The sequence below is a fragment of the Paramesorhizobium salinisoli genome, assembly GCF_003335045.1.
Classification (GTDB): domain Bacteria; phylum Pseudomonadota; class Alphaproteobacteria; order Rhizobiales; family Rhizobiaceae; genus Paramesorhizobium; species Paramesorhizobium salinisoli.
This window is the reverse complement of the sequence record NZ_QOZG01000017.1, coordinates 13,958-30,703: the sequence shown is the minus strand read 5'-3', so window position 1 is coordinate 30,703 and position 16,746 is coordinate 13,958. Positions and strand designations below refer to the sequence as shown.

Here is a 16,746-nt window from a genome sequence, read left to right as displayed (position 1 = left end):
TTCTCGGCATCGGGCAACTATCGCAATTGTTTTCGGGTGAGTTGCGGCCACCACTGGAACCAAGCGATCAAGGTATCGATCCGCAGACTGGGCGAGCTTACACATCAACTTCAATAGTGGAATGGCCGAGCGGGTCCAGAGCTTCTCAGAGCGAGGATGATGCCAATCAAATCGGCCGATCTCCACACAAAGTGAGGAAGACCCCAATTAAGTGCCAAGCGACAGGACTTGCACCATCTACTCCTTGCCGGTCTCCCGACGCACCTTGTTCTGCCCCCTGAAAGGCAGCTTCCGGAAGATTATGCGCTACACGAAACTCACAAGGTGTCATCGTTGGAGATCGTTGGACCGCGATAGACTCTGTCGCTTGTTACGTCCCCCGCGGTAAACTCGACACGGTACCCACTACTCGGACTGAAGTACCTTGACCATTGAAGGCGCATAACCCTTGGTCGCTTCGATCTCCACCAATGCCACGCCGCCCCGCTCGACAGTCACGATGGCTTCTTGAAGCGCACTACGGACATCCGACGCCGTCTTAAGTCCCCCATGGCACTCAAAGCCGAACCCTTCGGCGATGCCAGGGATGCCGATGTCCGGTCCGGTTAGTTCGACACCGACGACTTTGTTCTCAACCGGCCTGCCGCGCACGCGCGCAACAGTTTCCTGATGCACTTCGTCATTGTAGAATGAGTGATTGTTGACGACCACAATCAGCATCGGAACCTTTTGGTTGGCTGCGGTCCAAAGAGCCGAGGCGTTCATCAGGAAATCCCCGTCTCCGAGAACGGCAAGCGGGAACCTACCGGGATAATGGTCGCGCAGAGCAAGAGCTGAACCAACGGCCATGCCGGGGCCTGAGCCGACGCCGGCACCGCCGTCAGCCCCCAAAGCGTCAAGCGGCCCCTCGACGGGCCAATCGGCACCGGTCCAGCTGAGCGGCCCGCGCATGAGGCAGGTCTTGCGACCCATAAGGGCACCTCGCAGCAGTGCCGCGATGTCCTGTGGCGATAAAGCTCCATCTTCGACCTCAGGGATCGGCAGGGTTCCGCCCTTAAAGGCGGCGGCAGCGACGTTCATCTCGCCGGCCAGGGCTGCCACCAGATCGTCCGGCGCACATTGAAAGGAGATGTCAGCGGGCACCAGTGCACCACTGTCGCGCACCCAGCCCCGCTGCATGGCAGCATCATTCGAAGCGGATATGAGGCCAGCAGGTACTGGCAGGTCTCCGTGCACCGCGCGGATGGTGCCCGCAAAATCGATCCAGCCAAGGTTCAGCACAACGTCTGCATTGCCAATCGCCTCGCGGGCACTCGGATCAGGAAAATAGCCGGCAACCCCCGTTGTCGCCGGGTGTGCGGTTGGAAAACTGGCAGCGGTCTTGAAATCAACGATGACGCGTGCGCCCAGATGTTCGGCGAGTGCCACACGCCGCTCCCAGGCAGCATCGGAATTCGAAACCCTGCCCATGAGGATCACAGGTGCCTTCGCCTTGGAAAGCATCGCCGCGGCCTTTCGCACCAGGTCCGGGTCAGGCATGGCCGCAGGAGCCGGCTTCAGGCGGGCAAAGTCGGGTAGCGCGATCGGGGTTGAAAGCTTCTGCTCTTGCAGCGCGCTGTCCAGGTTAACATAAACCGGTCCACAAGGAGCGGTTTGCGCCCGTGCCGCGCCTTCGGCCAGGGAATGGCAGGCAGCGCCAACACTGCCCGGCTGATCATCCCACTTGACGAAGTCACGGACCAGAGCACCCTGATCCTGCGAGGTGTGAATCCAGTCAATCCAAGGACGACGCTTCATTGCATCAACGGGTCCAGTTGCCCCGATGATCAGCATTGGCATGCGGTCGCACCATGCATTATAAATGCTCATGGAGGCGTGCAGCAGCCCCACATTGGAATGCAGTGCGACGCCCATCGCCCGTCCGGTCACTTTGGCCCAACCTTGTGCAATGGAAACTGCGGTCTCTTCGTGAATGCACAACAACATGCGGCATCCCGATGTGAAATTCACCAGACTGTCATGCAGACCCCGATAGCTCGCGCCCGGATTCAGCGCGATATATTCCAGATTGAGTTCGTCCAGAACGACAGCAAAGCTGTCGGATCCCCATTCAGGGTTTCTGTCTCCTGACTTATCCATTCAGGTTCGGCCTCAGCATGATGTTGATGGATTTCACTTCGGTATAGGACAGCAACTCTTCCCGGCCCTCCTCACGACCGATCCCGCTGGTGCTCATGCCGCCAAAAGGTACGCCAAGGAAATGCATGCTCGATCCATTGATCCAGATGTGACCAGATCGGATACGCCGTGCCATATTCAGTGCGTCGTCTATGTCATGAGTCCAGACTGCGGCTGTGAGGCCATATTCGGTGCTGTTGGCCATCTCCGCGGCCTCGTCAAATGTCTTCCATTTGCCAATGGCCATGACGGGGCCAAAGACTTCGCGTTGCCACAAATGCATATGTGGCTCGACATCGGCATACACCGTCGGCGCCACCCAGAACCCCTTGTCGAACGCCGCGCCTTCCGGGCGCCCGCCGCCAAGCAGGCGGCGCGCACCGTCCTTGTCTGCAGCGGCAATGTGGCGGAGGATATTATCCCTGTGCGCAGCCGAGTTCACCGGCCCGACATCGATGTCTTCTGAAAGCGGATTGCCCAGTTTCAGTGCCGCCACCCGCTCGATGAGCGCTGCGACGACCTTGTCGTAGATCGCTTCGTGAATGAGCAAACGCGACAGCGACCCGCAAGACTGCCCCTGCCATGACAGGTTCATGCCGAACATTGCCGCATCTGCGATCTTTTCAGGATCGCAATCAGGGAAGACAATCATCGGGTTTTTGCCACCCAACTCGAGGGAAATATGCTTCACCGTAACCTCGGCCGCCTCGCGCTGGATCGCGCGACCGGTCTGTGGAGATCCGATGAAGGCGATGCGCTTGATGCCCGGGTGGCGCGCAATCGCGCTGCCAACGCCGGCGCCATCGCCGGTCACAATGTTGAAGACACCGGGCGGCAAGTGTTCTCGCGCAAGTTCAGCCAGGATCATCGCCGAAAGCGACGAAGTTTCGGGCGGCTTGACCAGCACTGCATTGCCCGCAGCAAGTGCTGCGGCTGTTCGGGCAACCGCAAACATGAATGGGTGGTTGAATGGCGCGATGCGCGCCACCACACCGTACGGTTCACGTGTGACAATATGCAGGTTTTGCGTAGTTGCCGGGATCGTCTCGCCGCGTAGGTCCGGAGCAAGCCCGGCATAGTATCTGAGGCTTTCCACAGAGGTCGGCACATCGATTTTGCGCATTGGACGGATCGTATTGCCGGTGTCCTGAACCTCCACGCGCAGAATTTCATCAGCGCGCTCGGCAATCGCGTCGGCAAATCGATTGAGGATTTCGGCACGTTCCATGGGTGCGCGCCGCGCCCATTCGGGCCAGGCAAGGCTCGCCGCCTGGAAGGCTCTGTCTACATCTTCGGCTGTCCCATTGGGGATCTGCCCAATTGGTTCTTCGGTGGCAGGATCTACGGATGTGATCCAGTTGTCGCCCGTGCTGTCGATCAACTCACCACCGATCAACAACCGCTTTTGTGAAACTATAGACTTCATGATTACCCTTTTTCATAAGTTGCCCTTAGCCGTTGCGTGCCGAGGGGAAAAGCTCGACGCAGGCTCCGGTCGCCGCATACCGAGAGTCTCAGATAATTGCATAGTCCCTATGCCCTGACGTCCGCCGCGCGGGCATGCGGGCGAAGCTGTCCAGCCAGCCCCAACAGCACCAACAGGAACCCAGTCGCCTCGACCCAGCCCGCCATCGGGAATATGTTTACCGGGATCATGCATGCGATACCGCCGGCGACACAGGCAAGTCTGGACAAAAGGCCGACCTCCCGCCGCAGGAACCCGACGGCGCCCACCTGTATCGAGAAGATCCCGATCGCCGCGGTTATCGATACATGGGCAATCTCAACAAGGGTACCCAGCATCAAAAGCTGAGGGGCGCCGACGAACAGGAAAGGCACGATATATGCAACCCAAGCAAAGCGCATTGAGGTCCAGGACGTCTGCCAGGGGTCCGCGTTGGCTATTTGCGCTGCAGCAAAGGAGGCCAGTGCCACAGGCGGTGTCACCATCGACAGCAAGCCAAAATAGAGAATGAACATGTGAGCCGCGATGGGCTCGATGCCCAGTTCGATCAACGGAGGTCCAACAAGTGTCGCTAACAAAACATAGACGCCTACAGTCGGCATTCCCATGCCCAGAATGATATTGAGGGCCGCTGCCGCCAGCAACATCAACACAATGCTGCCACCGGTTAGAGAGATCAGGCTCTGCGTGATGCTGAATGACACGCCGGTCAGATTGAGCACCCCAATCACGATCCCCGCAGCCGCAGTGATAATCAGGATTTCCTTGCTGGCGTCTCCGGTTACGATGAACCCATGCACAACCGTCTTCAACTCCGGTCGCACTCCACGATATCCTCGAATGAAGCCGACGGCGAGGAGCACCACAATTGCCGACAGCGCGGCAACCTCAGGGCGCATGTTGAGCTCGAACAGACAGAAAAAGATGGCTGCGAACGGTAAAAGAAAGTGCCAACCCTCGGCAAAGGTCTTGCCAAACTTCGGAATTTCCCGCGACGCGCCAGCATTCAATTTTCGTTTGCCGGCAAGAAGATCAACCTGCAAAAACAGCGATCCAAAATAGAAGAAGCAAGGAATAATGCTCGCAGCGACGACGGTCGTATAGGGTATTGCCAAAAACTCGGCCATCAGGAACGCAGTCGCCCCTAGGACCGGCGGCATTAGCTGCCCACCGGTTGAAGCGACGGCCTCAATCGCGCCCGCTTCCTTTGGCTTATATCCAGAGCGTTCCATCAACGGAATGGTGACGACGCCAGTGGATACGACATTACCTACGGCAGAACCAGAAATCGTCCCGAACAGTGCTGAAGCCAAGATCGCAACTTTGGCCTCTCCGCCGCGGAATCGCGACATGAGCGAAGAGGCAAGATCCGTGAAGAAGGCTGCGCCACCGAAGAGAGTCAGCAGCCGTCCAAAAAGGACGTAGGGCAGTACAATCGATATCGCGACTTTAAGTGGAGCGCCCAGGATCCCATTCGGGTCACCTCCGAGATAGAGCGCAACGCGCGTTATGCCGTAATCGCGGCTTCCAATGGGGTCGGGCAAGAAGTGGCCAAAGCAGGCATAAGCGATGAATAAGGAGACAACCGCGAATATCCCTACCCCCGATGTAAGATACAGGGCCGAAATGGTGAGTAAGACAAGTACCCCGGTGACGATCGAAAGTCCGACCGGGCGCATGGCGATTTGCATGGGGATGGTTGCGAAGATCGAGGCAATGTAAATCGTCAGGCCGACAGCCCCCAATGCCGATGCCCAGAGCGCCCAGCGCGCCAGCAGCGGATATGATGGCTTCTCCTGATCGAGGATAACCAGGGCGATCGCGAGGCCGAGCGATACGGCAAGCAATTGCTCGGTGAACAATGCGATGCCCAGTCGGCTCGGCACGTTGAGCGCCCAGCCTACCGCAGCAATCACAAGCGACACGCGCAAGATGGTTTTTAGGAACATTTCGTGATCTCTCTAGAAAAATGAGGGCGGCAGCAGCAGCCCTCAGGAGTTCAACGAAGCCCGAGCTTTTTATATACTTCGAGCGCGGCAGGGTGCCAGGGAAGACCGGTGATTTCGTTTGCCATCTTTTGCGGGTCAAAATCCTGATTGATCCGTGCGGCGCGAACCTTGTCCGGGTTGTTGTAAAGCGCCATGATGATCTTCTCTACGACGTCGGCGGGCATATCGGCGTTAACAGACAGCACCTGATTGAAGGCATAGACATCGAGCTCTTTCGACACACCGACTATCTTATCTTCAGGCCCAACTTTCATGAGCTCCGCAGTGGGCGAGACTGCTTTGAGCCGCTCCAGCGCTTCGGCGCTGTCATCGAGATCCAGAAAACGGATGCCGCCAACCGAGGCGTCAATTTCCTGCATCTTACCGGCCCGCAAGGCAAAAAAGCCTACTTCAACGTTCCCGGCCAGATACTCATCGCCCCCTGCGCCGACCGATGGAACAAGAACTGGCTTCATGTCATCGATGGTCAGCCCCAGATTGGCGAGTATGGCGCCTGAATCAATTCGCTGGGATGGCTGGGCCGTGAAGCCCCAAGGAAATGTCTTGCCCTTGATGTCCTTGGCTGAGTTGATCGGCGAATCCGCCTTCACGAAGATACCGATGGGCGTTGAAAACAGGCGCGCGATGATCCGCACATTTTCCAACTTCGTTCCCCCAAAGTACTCTGCACCCTGGATCGCACCTGTCACGTCAGGCGCTCCACCTGCCCATAGGTCGGTGTCACCAGAGTTGAGCAGCGGAAGAATCGATCCGGATCCGCCATAGGATTCCAGATTGATGCCAATTCCGTTTTCGCTCAGCACCGCAGCCAGGGCACTATTTACCCCATAGTTTTGCGAGCCCTGCTGGCCAGCCCCCATGACCAGCGATTGGGCCTGGGCCTGGAAGGCCAGCGCCGTAGCGGCCAGCAACGCACCCATTGCGATCTTGAAAAACGTTCCCATTTCATTTCCTCCCACTTTCGTTATTGATTTCGTGTATTCTCATTTCGGCTCTTGGCGCGAACCGCCATCACTCATCGCTCCCGTTTCCCCCTTCCGGCAGGTGCCAGTTGGTTGATTGGCGCGGCAAGCGTCGCCGCCGTCGCAATAGGTTGTGTTGCAGCGATGTATCGATCGCGCCTTAGTAAAAGGACATGACCGGCAAGCGCCGCAAATGGTCCGTGCGAAAGCAGGCCTGACGCGTCGCGGTGGACCGCGAAGGCACCGGGAATGGGGTTGTGCCCTTTCGGGGTTAATCCGATAACCTCGGCCCCGGCGGACTCGAGCGCCTTGCGCGACTCTTCAACGAGTTTCTGCGCCGGTGTCGCGTCCAGCACCAGCGCCACCGGCCGATCGGGTAGACAAGCGTCCATCAGCATCCGTTGCCGATCCTGAGTTTCGATTTCAGGCTGTGGGATCATCTGCCCCACCACCTCACCCGTCTCGCCGGTCGCTGGCCAGATCAGGCCATCGCGAAACCGCGGCTTGGGCTTGTAACGCATCTGGGCGACATAGTCCCGGGCGGGCGGCCAAAGCCCCAGCGTCCGGAAGGCGACCCTCGTCAGCGTGCCCTGCAAGTGCGACGTCGGCATCATCACGCGGCCCATGTTCAGAGCCAGCTTGATCATTTCCCACGCGTGTGGTTTGCGCTCGGCGTAATAGCTGTTAAGCAGCGCGTCCGATTCCAATCCAGCCTCTTCTGCGCGCACCGCCTCGTCGAGCTTCCAAGCAAGATTGTAAGCATCCCTGAGACCGCTGTTCATCCCCTGCCCGGCAAAGGGCGGCGTCAAGTGCGCGGCATCGCCAGCAAGCAGGATTCTCCCGTCGCGCCAGCGCGTCGCCAATCGTGCGTGAAACGTGTAGACCTGCACGCGCCGCAACGGCATGTCGCGGTCGGGACCGACGCTGGCCAGCAATTCACGCACCTTTTCTTCGCGCACTATCGCCGTGGGATCCTCACCCTTCATGAGCATGAATTCATAGCGCCGGATGCCGTTCGGCCCTGGGAGCGAAATGCACGGTCGGGCGGGATCGCAGAACACCTCGGTGTCGCGAGCGTGATTATTGGTCTTGGGTAGATCGACGATCAGCCAGGGCTCGGCAAAGCTCGACCCTTCCATCTCGATCCGAAGTGCCTTTCTGGCGGGTGAGCGCCCCCCGTCGGCAGCAACGACGAAACGCGCCCTGACCTGCCCCGTCTTGGAACCGTTTGCGACAGTGACTGCTACCCCATCGGCCCTCTGATCGTACCCGATGGCTTCAAAACCAAAATGAGCCTGCACACTGGTGTGGCGCGCCAACCCCTCGCGCAGGATCGCCTCCAGCACCGGCTGCTCGAATGCGTTGCGCTTATCCCAGCCGTAATCGCGCGAGGATGGCATCACCTGCGCGAATTGCTTGCCCGATGGGCCTCTGTAGATCGAGCCATATCCGCGCGCCGTCACGTCCTGAACCGCATCCGCCAGGCCGACAGCCTGCATCGTGCGCATGGATTCGTCGTCGATAGAGACAGCTCGTGGCTCCTGCACGGTCGACTTGTTGCGTTCGATCAGCACCGTATCCACCCCCATGCCGCCCAAGAGGTTGGCGAGCGTCAGCCCCGTAGGACCGGCACCAACGATCAGGACATCGGTGTTTTCCGGTAAGCTGACCATCACACCTCGTCACAAATAGGGTTGATCAAAGTGCCCAATGGACCAATCTCGACCTCCACAACATCACCGTTTTTCATGAAGATGGGCGGCTCGCGCCGATCTCCGACGCCGCCGGGCGTTCCGGTCAGGATGACATCTCCCGCAGAAAGTGGCGTGAATTCGGAGAGGTAGGCGATGATCCGTGGGATCGGGAAGATCAGATCGGATAGCGTGGCCTGCTGCATTACATCGCCGTTAAGCCGCGTCTCGATTGGCCATGAAGTGTGATCTCCCGCTTCGTCCGGTGTCATCATATATGGGCCAAAAGCGCCGGTGCCGGGGAAGGTCTTGCCTGGAGTGAACTGATGTGTGTGCCGTTGGTAGTCGCGGATCGACCCGTCATTGTAGCAAGACCAGCCAGCGACGTGATCAAGCGCGTTGGCTTCGGGGATATTGCGCCCGCCCCGACCGATAATGACGGCGAGTTCGCCCTCGTAGTCCAGCCGATCCGACCGTTTCGGTTTTATGATCGGCTGACGATGCGCGACCTGGCTGTCTGCAAATCGCACGAACACCGCTGGATGGCTTGCCTCAGGCCGCTTGGTTTCGGCGCGGTGTTTTTCGTAATTCAGCCCAATGCAAAGGATCTTGCCCGGATCGGGAATGACCGGCAGCAGCGTCACGTCCGAGGAGGCCAATCCAGGCCCCATATCCGCTGCCATTCCGGCTGCCTCGGCCAGAAGATTACGGGCAATAGCCTCCTTGAGCGAGAGGGCGCCCTGCACCCGTCCCGTAAGATCGACGATTCCATCGTCGATGATCGCGCCGTATCCGGCGACGCCCGTGCGAACGAAACTCAAGAATTTCATCGGTTCCTCCTCCCTCCCTAGTGGTCTGTCACGAGCGCATGATCGCGCGGCCCCACTTGTTCAACGTTCGCGGATGCTGGGGCCAGTCCACGTTGTCGCGGTCGTGGATCACCTCCAACTCGGCAGAAACCTCGATCCAGTTCTTGTCGGGATCCTCGATGAAAATGAACAGATTATTGCCCGGGCCGTGACGACCGGGCCCCCACAACAGCTGCACATCGTGCTTGGCAAAGTGATCGCACCAGTCGCGGATCGTGATCCATTCACCGGCTTCGTAGGAATGATGATCCACGCCGACGCGGTCGGACTTGAAGCAGGCGATCGTATGGTGTTCGTGATTGCTGCGCGTGAAGGCCGTGGCCAATGCCCCGTTTTCGTGCAGCACGCGATCCGACAGGGCAAAACCCAGCTTGCCGTGGTATAAATCGATGAAAGCCTGAACATCATTGCTGGCGAATGTAAGGTGCTGGGTAGGGCCGTTGATGCCCTTGCGCTTTACCGAATCGGGCTTGGCAACACCGAAGCAGATCAGATGTCCGTCCTGGTCGCGCACCGCAAACGCTTGATCCAGATAGGGCGATGGGCTCTCGAGGATATCAAGCCCTTCTGATTTGGCGCGATCCTTCAGAGCCGCAACGCCATCGATATCCCGGCACGCCAGCCCTGCATAGGCCATTTTTCGGTCTTCACCGGGCACGACGACCATTCGCCGCCCCGGGCCTTCGCAGCGCCACTCGCCTTTGGAATGCTGCGACAGCTCCATGTCCATCACCTCGGCGTAGAACACCGCGAGCCTTTCGGGAGCGCTGGATTCAAGAGCAATATGATGCAGGTACGCACCGGCCTGAACGGCAGTCAAAGTCATCTCGTCCTCCTAGAACCTTAGACAAGGATTACCGCAGGGAGGCTGACTACGCAATACCTAATTACCGTATTTTGATAATTTTGTAGACTCGGGTTCCGCAACCATCGCGCTGCGCGCCTCTTCCATGAACGTCTCGATCAGCTTTGCGTTGGTGGCCAACAGTGCGAGTATCCGGCCTCGATGCTGCTCTGTAAGATCACCCTCCGCCACGATGATGCTGAGCGAGGCCTCAATGCCCAGCCCGCGGTTCGACAGCGGCACAGCTAGGCCAACCGCCCCCCTATCCACCTCGCCATGCGCGACGACGTATCCATCGCGCCGCAGTTGCCCAAGGCTTTCAGTGAACACCCTGCGGGCCACATCGTCCAAATGCCCCTCCGCTTCGAGAAGTCGCTTGAGTCGCCGGGATTCAACATTGGTCAGAATCGCACGGCTGGTGGCCCCACGAGTCAGTGGCATCGGCCTTCCTCGTTCGAAGCTCACCTTTATATTGAGCGCACCGTTGCGCGCATCATCGACGCACATCACAGTCTTGCCGAACAGCCGCGCCAGAACCGCCGTCGCCGGAATATCGATATGTCCAACCAACGGCTGAAGGAATTTTGCCCCCGACCGAATTAACGGATCGGTCAGCCGCATTCGCCGGTCATAGTTCACGAAAGCCGGGCCGAGCCGAAACTGGGCATCCACAGTGCTTTCGAGAAACCCAGCGGCGACCATCTCGCGCACAAGCCGATAGAGCGTACTTGCTGATGTACCCAGCACACCGGACATCTGTGTGATGGTCCAAATTCCCTGTTCCTCGGTGAACAGGTCGAGGATTCTGGTATATCGATCAATTCCCGGCATTCCGTAAGGTCCCATTGTTTGGGCTCGTCGTCCGATCTCTCATTATTGACATAACGCCGCCGAGCAATATATCGAGTTTATCAAATATCAATAATCGAGATGCAAATGAAAATTCCAGAACAAGCCTGTGCCGATCTCGTACTGGCAAACCGCATTCTGGCAGCGCAGGGCGTCGTCGACGCATTCGGCCACGTGAGTCAGCGCGCCCCGGATGATCCGGAAACGTTTCTGATCTCGCGCAGCTGCGCTCCGCAACTGATCGAGGCGGACGACATTATGCGTCTCGATTTTGACGGAAACCCGGTGGGCGATACGAGTATGACCCCCTACCTCGAACGCTTCATTCACGGACAGATTTATGCCGCCCGCCCAGACGTCGGCGCGATCGTGCATAGCCATTCTGCCTCAGTCATTCCATTCGGCGTGGTAGCCGACGTGCCGTTGCGGCCAATCTATCACATGGCCGGTTTTCTGACCGACGCGGTGCCGATCTTCGAGATCAGCGATTGCGCGGGGCCGTGTTGCGACATGCTGGTCCGCGACAATGACCTGGGCCGGGCGCTGGCCCGGGATTTGGGCAATTCGATGATAATCCTGATGCGCGGGCACGGCTCCACCGTGGTCGGCACGGACTTGAAATCCGCAGTTTTCCACGCGGTCTATGCTGAAGTGAACGCAAAAATACAGCTTCAGGCCCAGTCCCTCGGCACCCCTCGCTTGCTCTCTCCTGGCGAGGCCCGCGCCGCCGCGAAAACCAATTCTGCGCAAATGGGGCGAGCATGGCAGCTGTGGGCGCTGCAGGCGGGGTTTCAACAGGCCTCCGAAACGAACCCCGGCATCCCAACGCCATCTTCCTGAGACCCCGTCCCGGCTGTCCACCAGCCTGTGTCGGTTGCACTCCGTCTTCGACAAGTCGGCATGGTTGAGAGAACGCGGTCGCTTCCCTTGAACTGGGCGCGGGCGACCGCTGCAAGGGCTGGATCGAAGATGTCACCGCCAGCGGCATTGGCACATTTCTTCCGGAGCGCTTCGAGTTTTGCGATGTCGGCCATCGGTATATCTTTCGAAATGGAGGGGTGGACTGCACGTTGCCGTTAGGTCGACGCGTCCAGATAGGCCTTGGCAATCGTGCTCATACGTTCGCGCGACATCGGCGCGCCGTGGCCGCCGTAGGCAACGGAAATATCGAGATCACGCAGCCGACGCATGGTCGCCAAGTAAGCAGATTTATCACAGCCGGGTAGATCATCGACCAATGTGCCGTCATAGATCGCGTCGCCGCTGAAAAAGATGCCCGACGCCTCGTCAAGCAACCCGATCGATCCGGGCGAATGCCCCGGTAAGTGCAAGACCCTGTACGATGGACCGCCTATATCAACTGTGTCGTTCTCGACAAGAACCCTGCCGAGCGGAGCCGGGAGGATCGCGTAGTCGTCTTGTTCAAAAGACGGCGCCGGCTTTTGTTCCACGCCTTTGGATAATTGGCGAAACAGATGTGCCAATGTGACTGCATCCTCCATCCCCGCGAAGCCGTCAGCCTCGGCGGCATGGCCCAGCCGATGTTCGAACTCGTGAAACGAGCCGATATGGTCTGCGTGGACGTGGGTCGCCAGTGCAATGACCGGCTTACCGATCTCAATGTTCAGGAAAGGACGCAGCGGAGCGAGGCCCGTGCCGAAGTCGACGATCAGATCGACATCCTTGCCGATGACGTGGAAGAGGTTGGCCCGGAAAAACCGGTGCACATGCGGCTCCCAGATCCGCCGGATCGTATCGGTGAGTTGTTCTGCACAAAACCAGTTTGTTCGTTCAGTCATTTTTTGCCGATCAATGTAGGAGATTCCTGAGAAAGCGTTTTGTCCGCTCGTGCGAAGGCGAGCCGAACAATGTGTCGGGCGCTCCCTTTTCAATGATCCTGCCGTCGTCCATGAAGACGACTTCGCTTGCGACCTGCCGCGCAAATCCCATCTCATGGGTGACGCAGATCATCGTCATACCGTCTTCGGCGAGCCCAACCATCGTGTCCAGCACTTCCTTGACCATCTCCGGATCGAGCGCGGATGTGGGCTCGTCGAACAACATGATGCCCGGCGTCATGCAAAGCGCGCGGGCAATGGCAACGCGCTGTTGCTGCCCACCCGAAAGTTCGCCCGGATAACGATGGGCCTTTTCGGGAATGCGTACGCGCTCCAGATAAGCCATCGCAATGTCTACCGCTTCCGATTGCGGGCGCTTGCGGACCCAGCGCTGCGCCAGCGTGCAATTTTGAAGTACGGTCAGATGGGGGAAGAGATTGAAGTGTTGGAACACCATCCCGACATCACGCCGCACATGGTCTATTTTCGAACTATCGTCGCTCAATTCGACGCTGTTGACGATGATCCTGCCGCTCTGGTGGGTTTCCAGACGGTTGATGCACCGGATCAGTGTCGATTTCCCCGACCCTGACGGGCCGCATATAACAACACGCTCCCCCTGCCCGACCGTCAGCGAGACATCATGCAGGACATGAAAGGTGCCGTAGGACTTGTTGACGTCCGACAGTTCGACGGCCGACGGCAGCTGCGCGTCGGACGACGGGAATGACTCGATCATTAACGTTCCTCACTAGGCGTAAAGGGAATGGCGGACCGCTTCTATCGGTGCCCTTTCGAGAGGGCGCGCTCGATGCGGGACTGAAGAATGGTCATAACCGAGACCATCGCCATGTAGTAGACGAGTGCCGCGCCATACCATTCAAGGAAGCGGAAGCTCGTTGCGATGGCGAACTGCGTGATCGTCATCAGCTCTTTTAAAGAGATCACTGTTGCGAGGGACGTCGCCTTCAAGAGCGATATGAATTCGTTGACCAATGCAGGCATGGCAATCCGTAGAGCCTGGGGCAGCGTAATCAGCAAGAAGGTTTGCCAGTTATGTAAGCCGAGAGCTGCGGCACCCTCCTTCTGGCCTTTCCCCACTGCATTAAAAGCACTCCGCAGGATCTCGGAGAGATAGGCGATCTGGATGAGCGTCAGGGCAAGGAAGGCCGCAAAGAAGGGCGTGAACCAGCCCGCCCGGAAAATCGGCGATATTTGCGGCAGCCCATTCCAGACGAAGAGCAGGATCAACAGGGCCGGAGCACCGCGGAACAGCCAGACGTAAGCGCCGATAAAAAAGCGCAGCAGTTTGTTTTTGGAACCGGCAGCGGAACCGAAGGCCATCCCTAGCATCAGCGAAACGCCCATGACCAGCACGGATAGCACCATCGTCAGCATAGCCCCTTTCGCAAGGGGCCAGCCGAAGAGCGCGGAGAGGAAGAGGTTAAAATCGAACATCGCACCGCGCCCCACTCAATCGTGAGCAACGTCGGTCGATGTTTCCGGCAAGCCCCATTTGACAAGCAAGGTCTTCATTTCCCCGCTTGCCTGCAGTGCCTCGATTGCTTCCTTGACGAGCTTTCGGTCACCGGCGCTCTTGCGCATGTAAATGCCGTAGGTCTCGCTCTCGTCATACGTGTAGGCGATCTTCAGCCTGTCGGGCATCTGCAGCATACGGAACGCGGCCGTGGTATCCTGCGTGATGGTTCCTGCAGCCCGCCCAACAAGTATCTGTTCGATCACGCCAGACGCGGATGGATAGGTTTGGATAACGGCCTCCGCCTTGCCTTCCTTGACGAACTTGGCGTTGAGGTCGGCCATCGTCTGTTCATAGGTCGTGCCGGCCTCGATCGCCATGACCTTGCCGTTCATATCTTCCGGCGTCTTCGAGTTCTCGTCGTTTTTGGGCACCAGCAGAACCACATGCGACCCGAAATAGGGTACGCCGTCGTATTTCTCCAGTCGGGCCGGTGTGATCATGATACCGCTTGCGATCAGATCGCAACGGCCACTATCGAGAGAGGGCAGCAGCCCTTTGAAATCGCCGACGACAAATTCGGCCTTCGCGCCCCAATGCCTGGCGATCGCATCGACGACATCGATCTCAAAGCCGACGAGATCGGTGTCACCGGGATTCTTGTAATATTGCATCGGCGGGAAGTCGCCCGCGGTGCAGACCTTGACTGTTCCACTCGAAGCAAAATCCGGTTTGGCGCCAGCCGCCTGGGTTTGTCCTGCTGCTGCCAAAGCAACGAGGCCACCGGAGAGCAATCTGGCCGCCCATTTCAATCGCTTATCCATGTCTAAGTTCCCTCTTTTTTGGGGTCTCTTGTGAGATCCTCTGCTGATAGCACCACGGAACAATTCTGCAGACAATCTAAAATTCCTGCGATAAAACAAACAGGAAAACTAAACGAATATCGTGCCAGAAACGCACTCAATGCCACTGGAGACGGACGAATGTCGTTGCCACCGCTGAACGCACTGCGCGTTTTCGAAAGCGTCGCCCGGCTGGGACACCTTGGTGCGGCGGCGGCTGAATTGCATGTGACGCCCGGCGCGATTAGCCAGCAGCTTCGCAGCCTTCAGGACGTTCTTGATGTGCCCCTGTTCGAAAAGCGCGGCCGCCAACTCGTCCTCACTGAATATGGCGCCATCCTGCAACGCTCCGCCCGGCAGGCGATGAATGCCTTGACGACCGGTGTCCAGGAAGTTGCCGCGCAAAAATCGAACGACGCTGGCAAAAGTATGCTGACCATTTCCATTCCGCAGGTGCACGGAGTTGCCTGGCTCGCCACCCGACTGTTCAAGTTCATGGCAGAGAACCGAAACATCACCCTGAATGTCATAACTGCCGGTCGCGCCAGTGACGTGAACTGGAAAAAGGCAGACATTGCGATTGTCTACGGGGCCCCGCCATGGTCGGGATTCTGGTGGCAACTGCTTCACGGCATTCACATGACGCCTGTGTGCAGCCCGCAATTATTGCGGGGCCCGCACGCGATCCGAGATATCGGAGATCTTGTCCATCATCGCCTTCTGCACGAGGACGACGGTTCGCAATGGAAGATATATCAGTCAGCAGCAGGCGTCACCCAAATTAGCCACTCCGAGGTGTATTTCGACGACTTCGGGATCGTGCTACAGGCGGCGCGCGATGGATATGGTGTTGCGCTGAGCGACGAGATCATATCCGCGCGCGATCTTGACGAAGGACGGCTGGTCCAACCTTTAGCCCTCACAGTACCCGCGCTTCAAAACTATTACTGCCTGTGCACGGAATCGAAACGTGAACGACCGGACGTGAGCCATTTTGTCGACTGGCTGGTCTCAGAAGCCAGGAAAGCCACAGACTTGAGCAAGCGACACGTTTTCCTGCCTTAGAAGGTTACCCCATGCGGGGCTGCAACATGGAGACAAGCTCCTAAGCAATGCTAATCGGCATACGTGAAATCCTGGAAAGATTGTTTAAGGTCGCTGCGACATCGCGATGATATCAGCAACAACGATTCGACACAGCCGGCATCGGCGGGATCGCCGACGCCGATCGCCTTGAAGGGATACGAACCGTTGACCCGTGTGTCACCTGATCGCGATTATTTGTCGTTGAGATGCTCGAGGTCGCCCAACAGCAAAAGCATTTCGTTGAGTTTGGTTTTGACGTCTCCGAATTTTTTGACCTTCACGAGTTCACCGTGGCCGGCCAACATAAGAAAGGTTTCGAGAACCGTGTCTGAATGCCGGCACAGCAGGATTAGAAACTCGCCGCTGGGCCCGTTAATCCCGTTGAACCAGTTTTTGACCGCGCGTTCGTTTGCCAGGGTCAAGCCCGCAATCGTTTTCACGGCGCTCCTGTCCTCGCCGAAGTCGTTTCGCAATGCCGTCGCTATGGCAGAAGCAAAGGCCGCCGCGCCTAAGCGCCCTTCGGTTGAAGGATGAAATCCTTTTCCTTTTTTGGACTGAATATTTCGGCCCTTGTTCGTAGGCGACATTTCGTTCCCCCTTGAATTAGTATCAGGCCATGGGAAATGCTTCAAAATG

Annotated in this window: 15 protein-coding genes; 2 read left to right on the top strand and 13 right to left on the bottom strand. The window is 58.1% G+C overall.

What is annotated here, in order from left to right; all coding sequences use genetic code 11:
* Positions 1-405: 405 nt before the first annotated feature.
* The 8 genes from DUT91_RS22525 to DUT91_RS22490 all read right to left on the bottom strand — a co-directional run bounded on the left by DUT91_RS22525 (position 406) and on the right by DUT91_RS22490 (position 10,864).
* Positions 406-2,139 (bottom strand): thiamine pyrophosphate-binding protein, encoded by a 1,734-nt coding sequence (locus DUT91_RS22525; protein WP_114442711.1) that lies wholly within the window; start codon positions 2,137-2,139, stop codon positions 406-408.
* Positions 2,132-3,604: an aldehyde dehydrogenase family protein gene (locus DUT91_RS22520; protein ID WP_114442710.1), complete on the bottom strand. Its 1,473-nt coding sequence runs from the start codon at positions 3,602-3,604 to the stop codon at positions 2,132-2,134. Before DUT91_RS22520 ends, DUT91_RS22525 begins: the two co-directional genes overlap by 8 nt.
* Positions 3,605-3,711: 107 nt before the next feature.
* Positions 3,712-5,592, bottom strand: coding sequence for a TRAP transporter permease (locus DUT91_RS22515; RefSeq protein WP_114442709.1), 1,881 nt, complete (start codon positions 5,590-5,592; stop codon positions 3,712-3,714).
* A 50-nt stretch (positions 5,593-5,642) separates the two neighbouring features.
* Entirely contained in the window at positions 5,643-6,596 is a 954-nt protein-coding gene (locus tag DUT91_RS22510) for a TAXI family TRAP transporter solute-binding subunit (protein WP_114442708.1), read from the bottom strand.
* Between the two features lie 71 nt (positions 6,597-6,667).
* Positions 6,668-8,287, bottom strand: coding sequence for a bifunctional 3-(3-hydroxy-phenyl)propionate/3-hydroxycinnamic acid hydroxylase (locus DUT91_RS22505; protein ID WP_114442707.1), 1,620 nt, complete (start codon positions 8,285-8,287; stop codon positions 6,668-6,670).
* Positions 8,287-9,135: a fumarylacetoacetate hydrolase family protein gene (locus DUT91_RS22500; RefSeq protein WP_114442706.1), complete on the bottom strand. Its 849-nt coding sequence runs from the start codon at positions 9,133-9,135 to the stop codon at positions 8,287-8,289. Before DUT91_RS22500 ends, DUT91_RS22505 begins: the two co-directional genes overlap by 1 nt.
* Positions 9,136-9,163: 28 nt before the next feature.
* Positions 9,164-10,000: a VOC family protein gene (locus DUT91_RS22495; RefSeq protein ID WP_114442705.1), complete on the bottom strand. Its 837-nt coding sequence runs from the start codon at positions 9,998-10,000 to the stop codon at positions 9,164-9,166.
* Between the two features lie 57 nt (positions 10,001-10,057).
* Positions 10,058-10,864: an IclR family transcriptional regulator gene (locus DUT91_RS22490; RefSeq protein WP_114442704.1), complete on the bottom strand. Its 807-nt coding sequence runs from the start codon at positions 10,862-10,864 to the stop codon at positions 10,058-10,060.
* 90 nt (positions 10,865-10,954) lie between these two features.
* On the opposite strand from DUT91_RS22490, the gene DUT91_RS22485 reads away from it, so the two are divergent.
* Positions 10,955-11,707, top strand: coding sequence for a class II aldolase/adducin family protein (locus tag DUT91_RS22485; protein WP_245419914.1), 753 nt, complete (start codon positions 10,955-10,957; stop codon positions 11,705-11,707).
* Between the two features lie 236 nt (positions 11,708-11,943).
* Here the strand turns inward: DUT91_RS22485 and DUT91_RS22480 are convergent, their stop codons facing one another.
* Genes DUT91_RS22480 through DUT91_RS22465 form a run of 4 tightly spaced genes read right to left on the bottom strand, consistent with a single transcriptional unit; the run spans position 11,944 to position 15,006 of the window.
* Complete coding sequence (locus tag DUT91_RS22480) at positions 11,944-12,666, bottom strand: MBL fold metallo-hydrolase (protein WP_114442702.1); 723 nt, start codon at positions 12,664-12,666, stop codon at positions 11,944-11,946.
* Positions 12,667-12,676: 10 nt separating this feature from the next.
* Positions 12,677-13,444, bottom strand: coding sequence for an amino acid ABC transporter ATP-binding protein (locus DUT91_RS22475; protein WP_114442701.1), 768 nt, complete (start codon positions 13,442-13,444; stop codon positions 12,677-12,679).
* A gap of 41 nt (positions 13,445-13,485) precedes the next feature.
* Positions 13,486-14,163, bottom strand: coding sequence for an amino acid ABC transporter permease (locus DUT91_RS22470; RefSeq protein WP_114442714.1), 678 nt, complete (start codon positions 14,161-14,163; stop codon positions 13,486-13,488).
* A 15-nt stretch (positions 14,164-14,178) separates the two neighbouring features.
* Complete coding sequence (locus DUT91_RS22465; protein WP_114442700.1) at positions 14,179-15,006, bottom strand: transporter substrate-binding domain-containing protein; 828 nt, start codon at positions 15,004-15,006, stop codon at positions 14,179-14,181.
* Between the two features lie 159 nt (positions 15,007-15,165).
* Here DUT91_RS22465 and DUT91_RS22460 point away from each other — a divergent pair, with 159 nt between their 5' ends.
* The gene (locus DUT91_RS22460) at positions 15,166-16,089 is read left to right on the top strand and encodes a LysR substrate-binding domain-containing protein (RefSeq protein WP_114442699.1); all 924 of its coding nucleotides are present in this window, start codon (positions 15,166-15,168) and stop codon (positions 16,087-16,089) included.
* Positions 16,090-16,301: 212 nt separating this feature from the next.
* Here the strand turns inward: DUT91_RS22460 and DUT91_RS22455 are convergent, their stop codons facing one another.
* A complete protein-coding gene (locus DUT91_RS22455; protein WP_114442698.1) occupies positions 16,302-16,697 on the bottom strand; it encodes a hypothetical protein in 396 nt (131 codons plus the stop codon).
* Positions 16,698-16,746 lie beyond the last annotated feature (49 nt).

Bases quoted from the DNA above. Each gene is read 5' to 3' on its own strand.
- DUT91_RS22525 (WP_114442711.1), bottom strand. From the start codon at position 2,139: ATGGATAAGTCAGGAGACAGAAACCCTGAATGGGGATCCGACAGCTTT.
- DUT91_RS22520 (WP_114442710.1), bottom strand. From the start codon at position 3,604: ATGAAGTCTATAGTTTCACAAAAGCGGTTGTTGATCGGTGGTGAGTTG.
- DUT91_RS22515 (WP_114442709.1), bottom strand. From the start codon at position 5,592: ATGTTCCTAAAAACCATCTTGCGCGTGTCGCTTGTGATTGCTGCGGTA.
- DUT91_RS22510 (WP_114442708.1), bottom strand. From the start codon at position 6,596: ATGGGAACGTTTTTCAAGATCGCAATGGGTGCGTTGCTGGCCGCTACG.
- DUT91_RS22505 (WP_114442707.1), bottom strand. From the start codon at position 8,287: ATGGTCAGCTTACCGGAAAACACCGATGTCCTGATCGTTGGTGCCGGT.
- DUT91_RS22500 (WP_114442706.1), bottom strand. From the start codon at position 9,135: ATGAAATTCTTGAGTTTCGTTCGCACGGGCGTCGCCGGATACGGCGCG.
- DUT91_RS22495 (WP_114442705.1), bottom strand. From the start codon at position 10,000: ATGACTTTGACTGCCGTTCAGGCCGGTGCGTACCTGCATCATATTGCT.
- DUT91_RS22490 (WP_114442704.1), bottom strand. From the start codon at position 10,864: ATGGGACCTTACGGAATGCCGGGAATTGATCGATATACCAGAATCCTC.
- DUT91_RS22485 (WP_245419914.1), top strand. From the start codon at position 10,955: ATGAAAATTCCAGAACAAGCCTGTGCCGATCTCGTACTGGCAAACCGC.
- DUT91_RS22480 (WP_114442702.1), bottom strand. From the start codon at position 12,666: ATGACTGAACGAACAAACTGGTTTTGTGCAGAACAACTCACCGATACG.
- DUT91_RS22475 (WP_114442701.1), bottom strand. From the start codon at position 13,444: ATGATCGAGTCATTCCCGTCGTCCGACGCGCAGCTGCCGTCGGCCGTC.
- DUT91_RS22470 (WP_114442714.1), bottom strand. From the start codon at position 14,163: ATGTTCGATTTTAACCTCTTCCTCTCCGCGCTCTTCGGCTGGCCCCTT.
- DUT91_RS22465 (WP_114442700.1), bottom strand. From the start codon at position 15,006: ATGGATAAGCGATTGAAATGGGCGGCCAGATTGCTCTCCGGTGGCCTC.
- DUT91_RS22460 (WP_114442699.1), top strand. From the start codon at position 15,166: ATGTCGTTGCCACCGCTGAACGCACTGCGCGTTTTCGAAAGCGTCGCC.
- DUT91_RS22455 (WP_114442698.1), bottom strand. From the start codon at position 16,697: ATGTCGCCTACGAACAAGGGCCGAAATATTCAGTCCAAAAAAGGAAAA.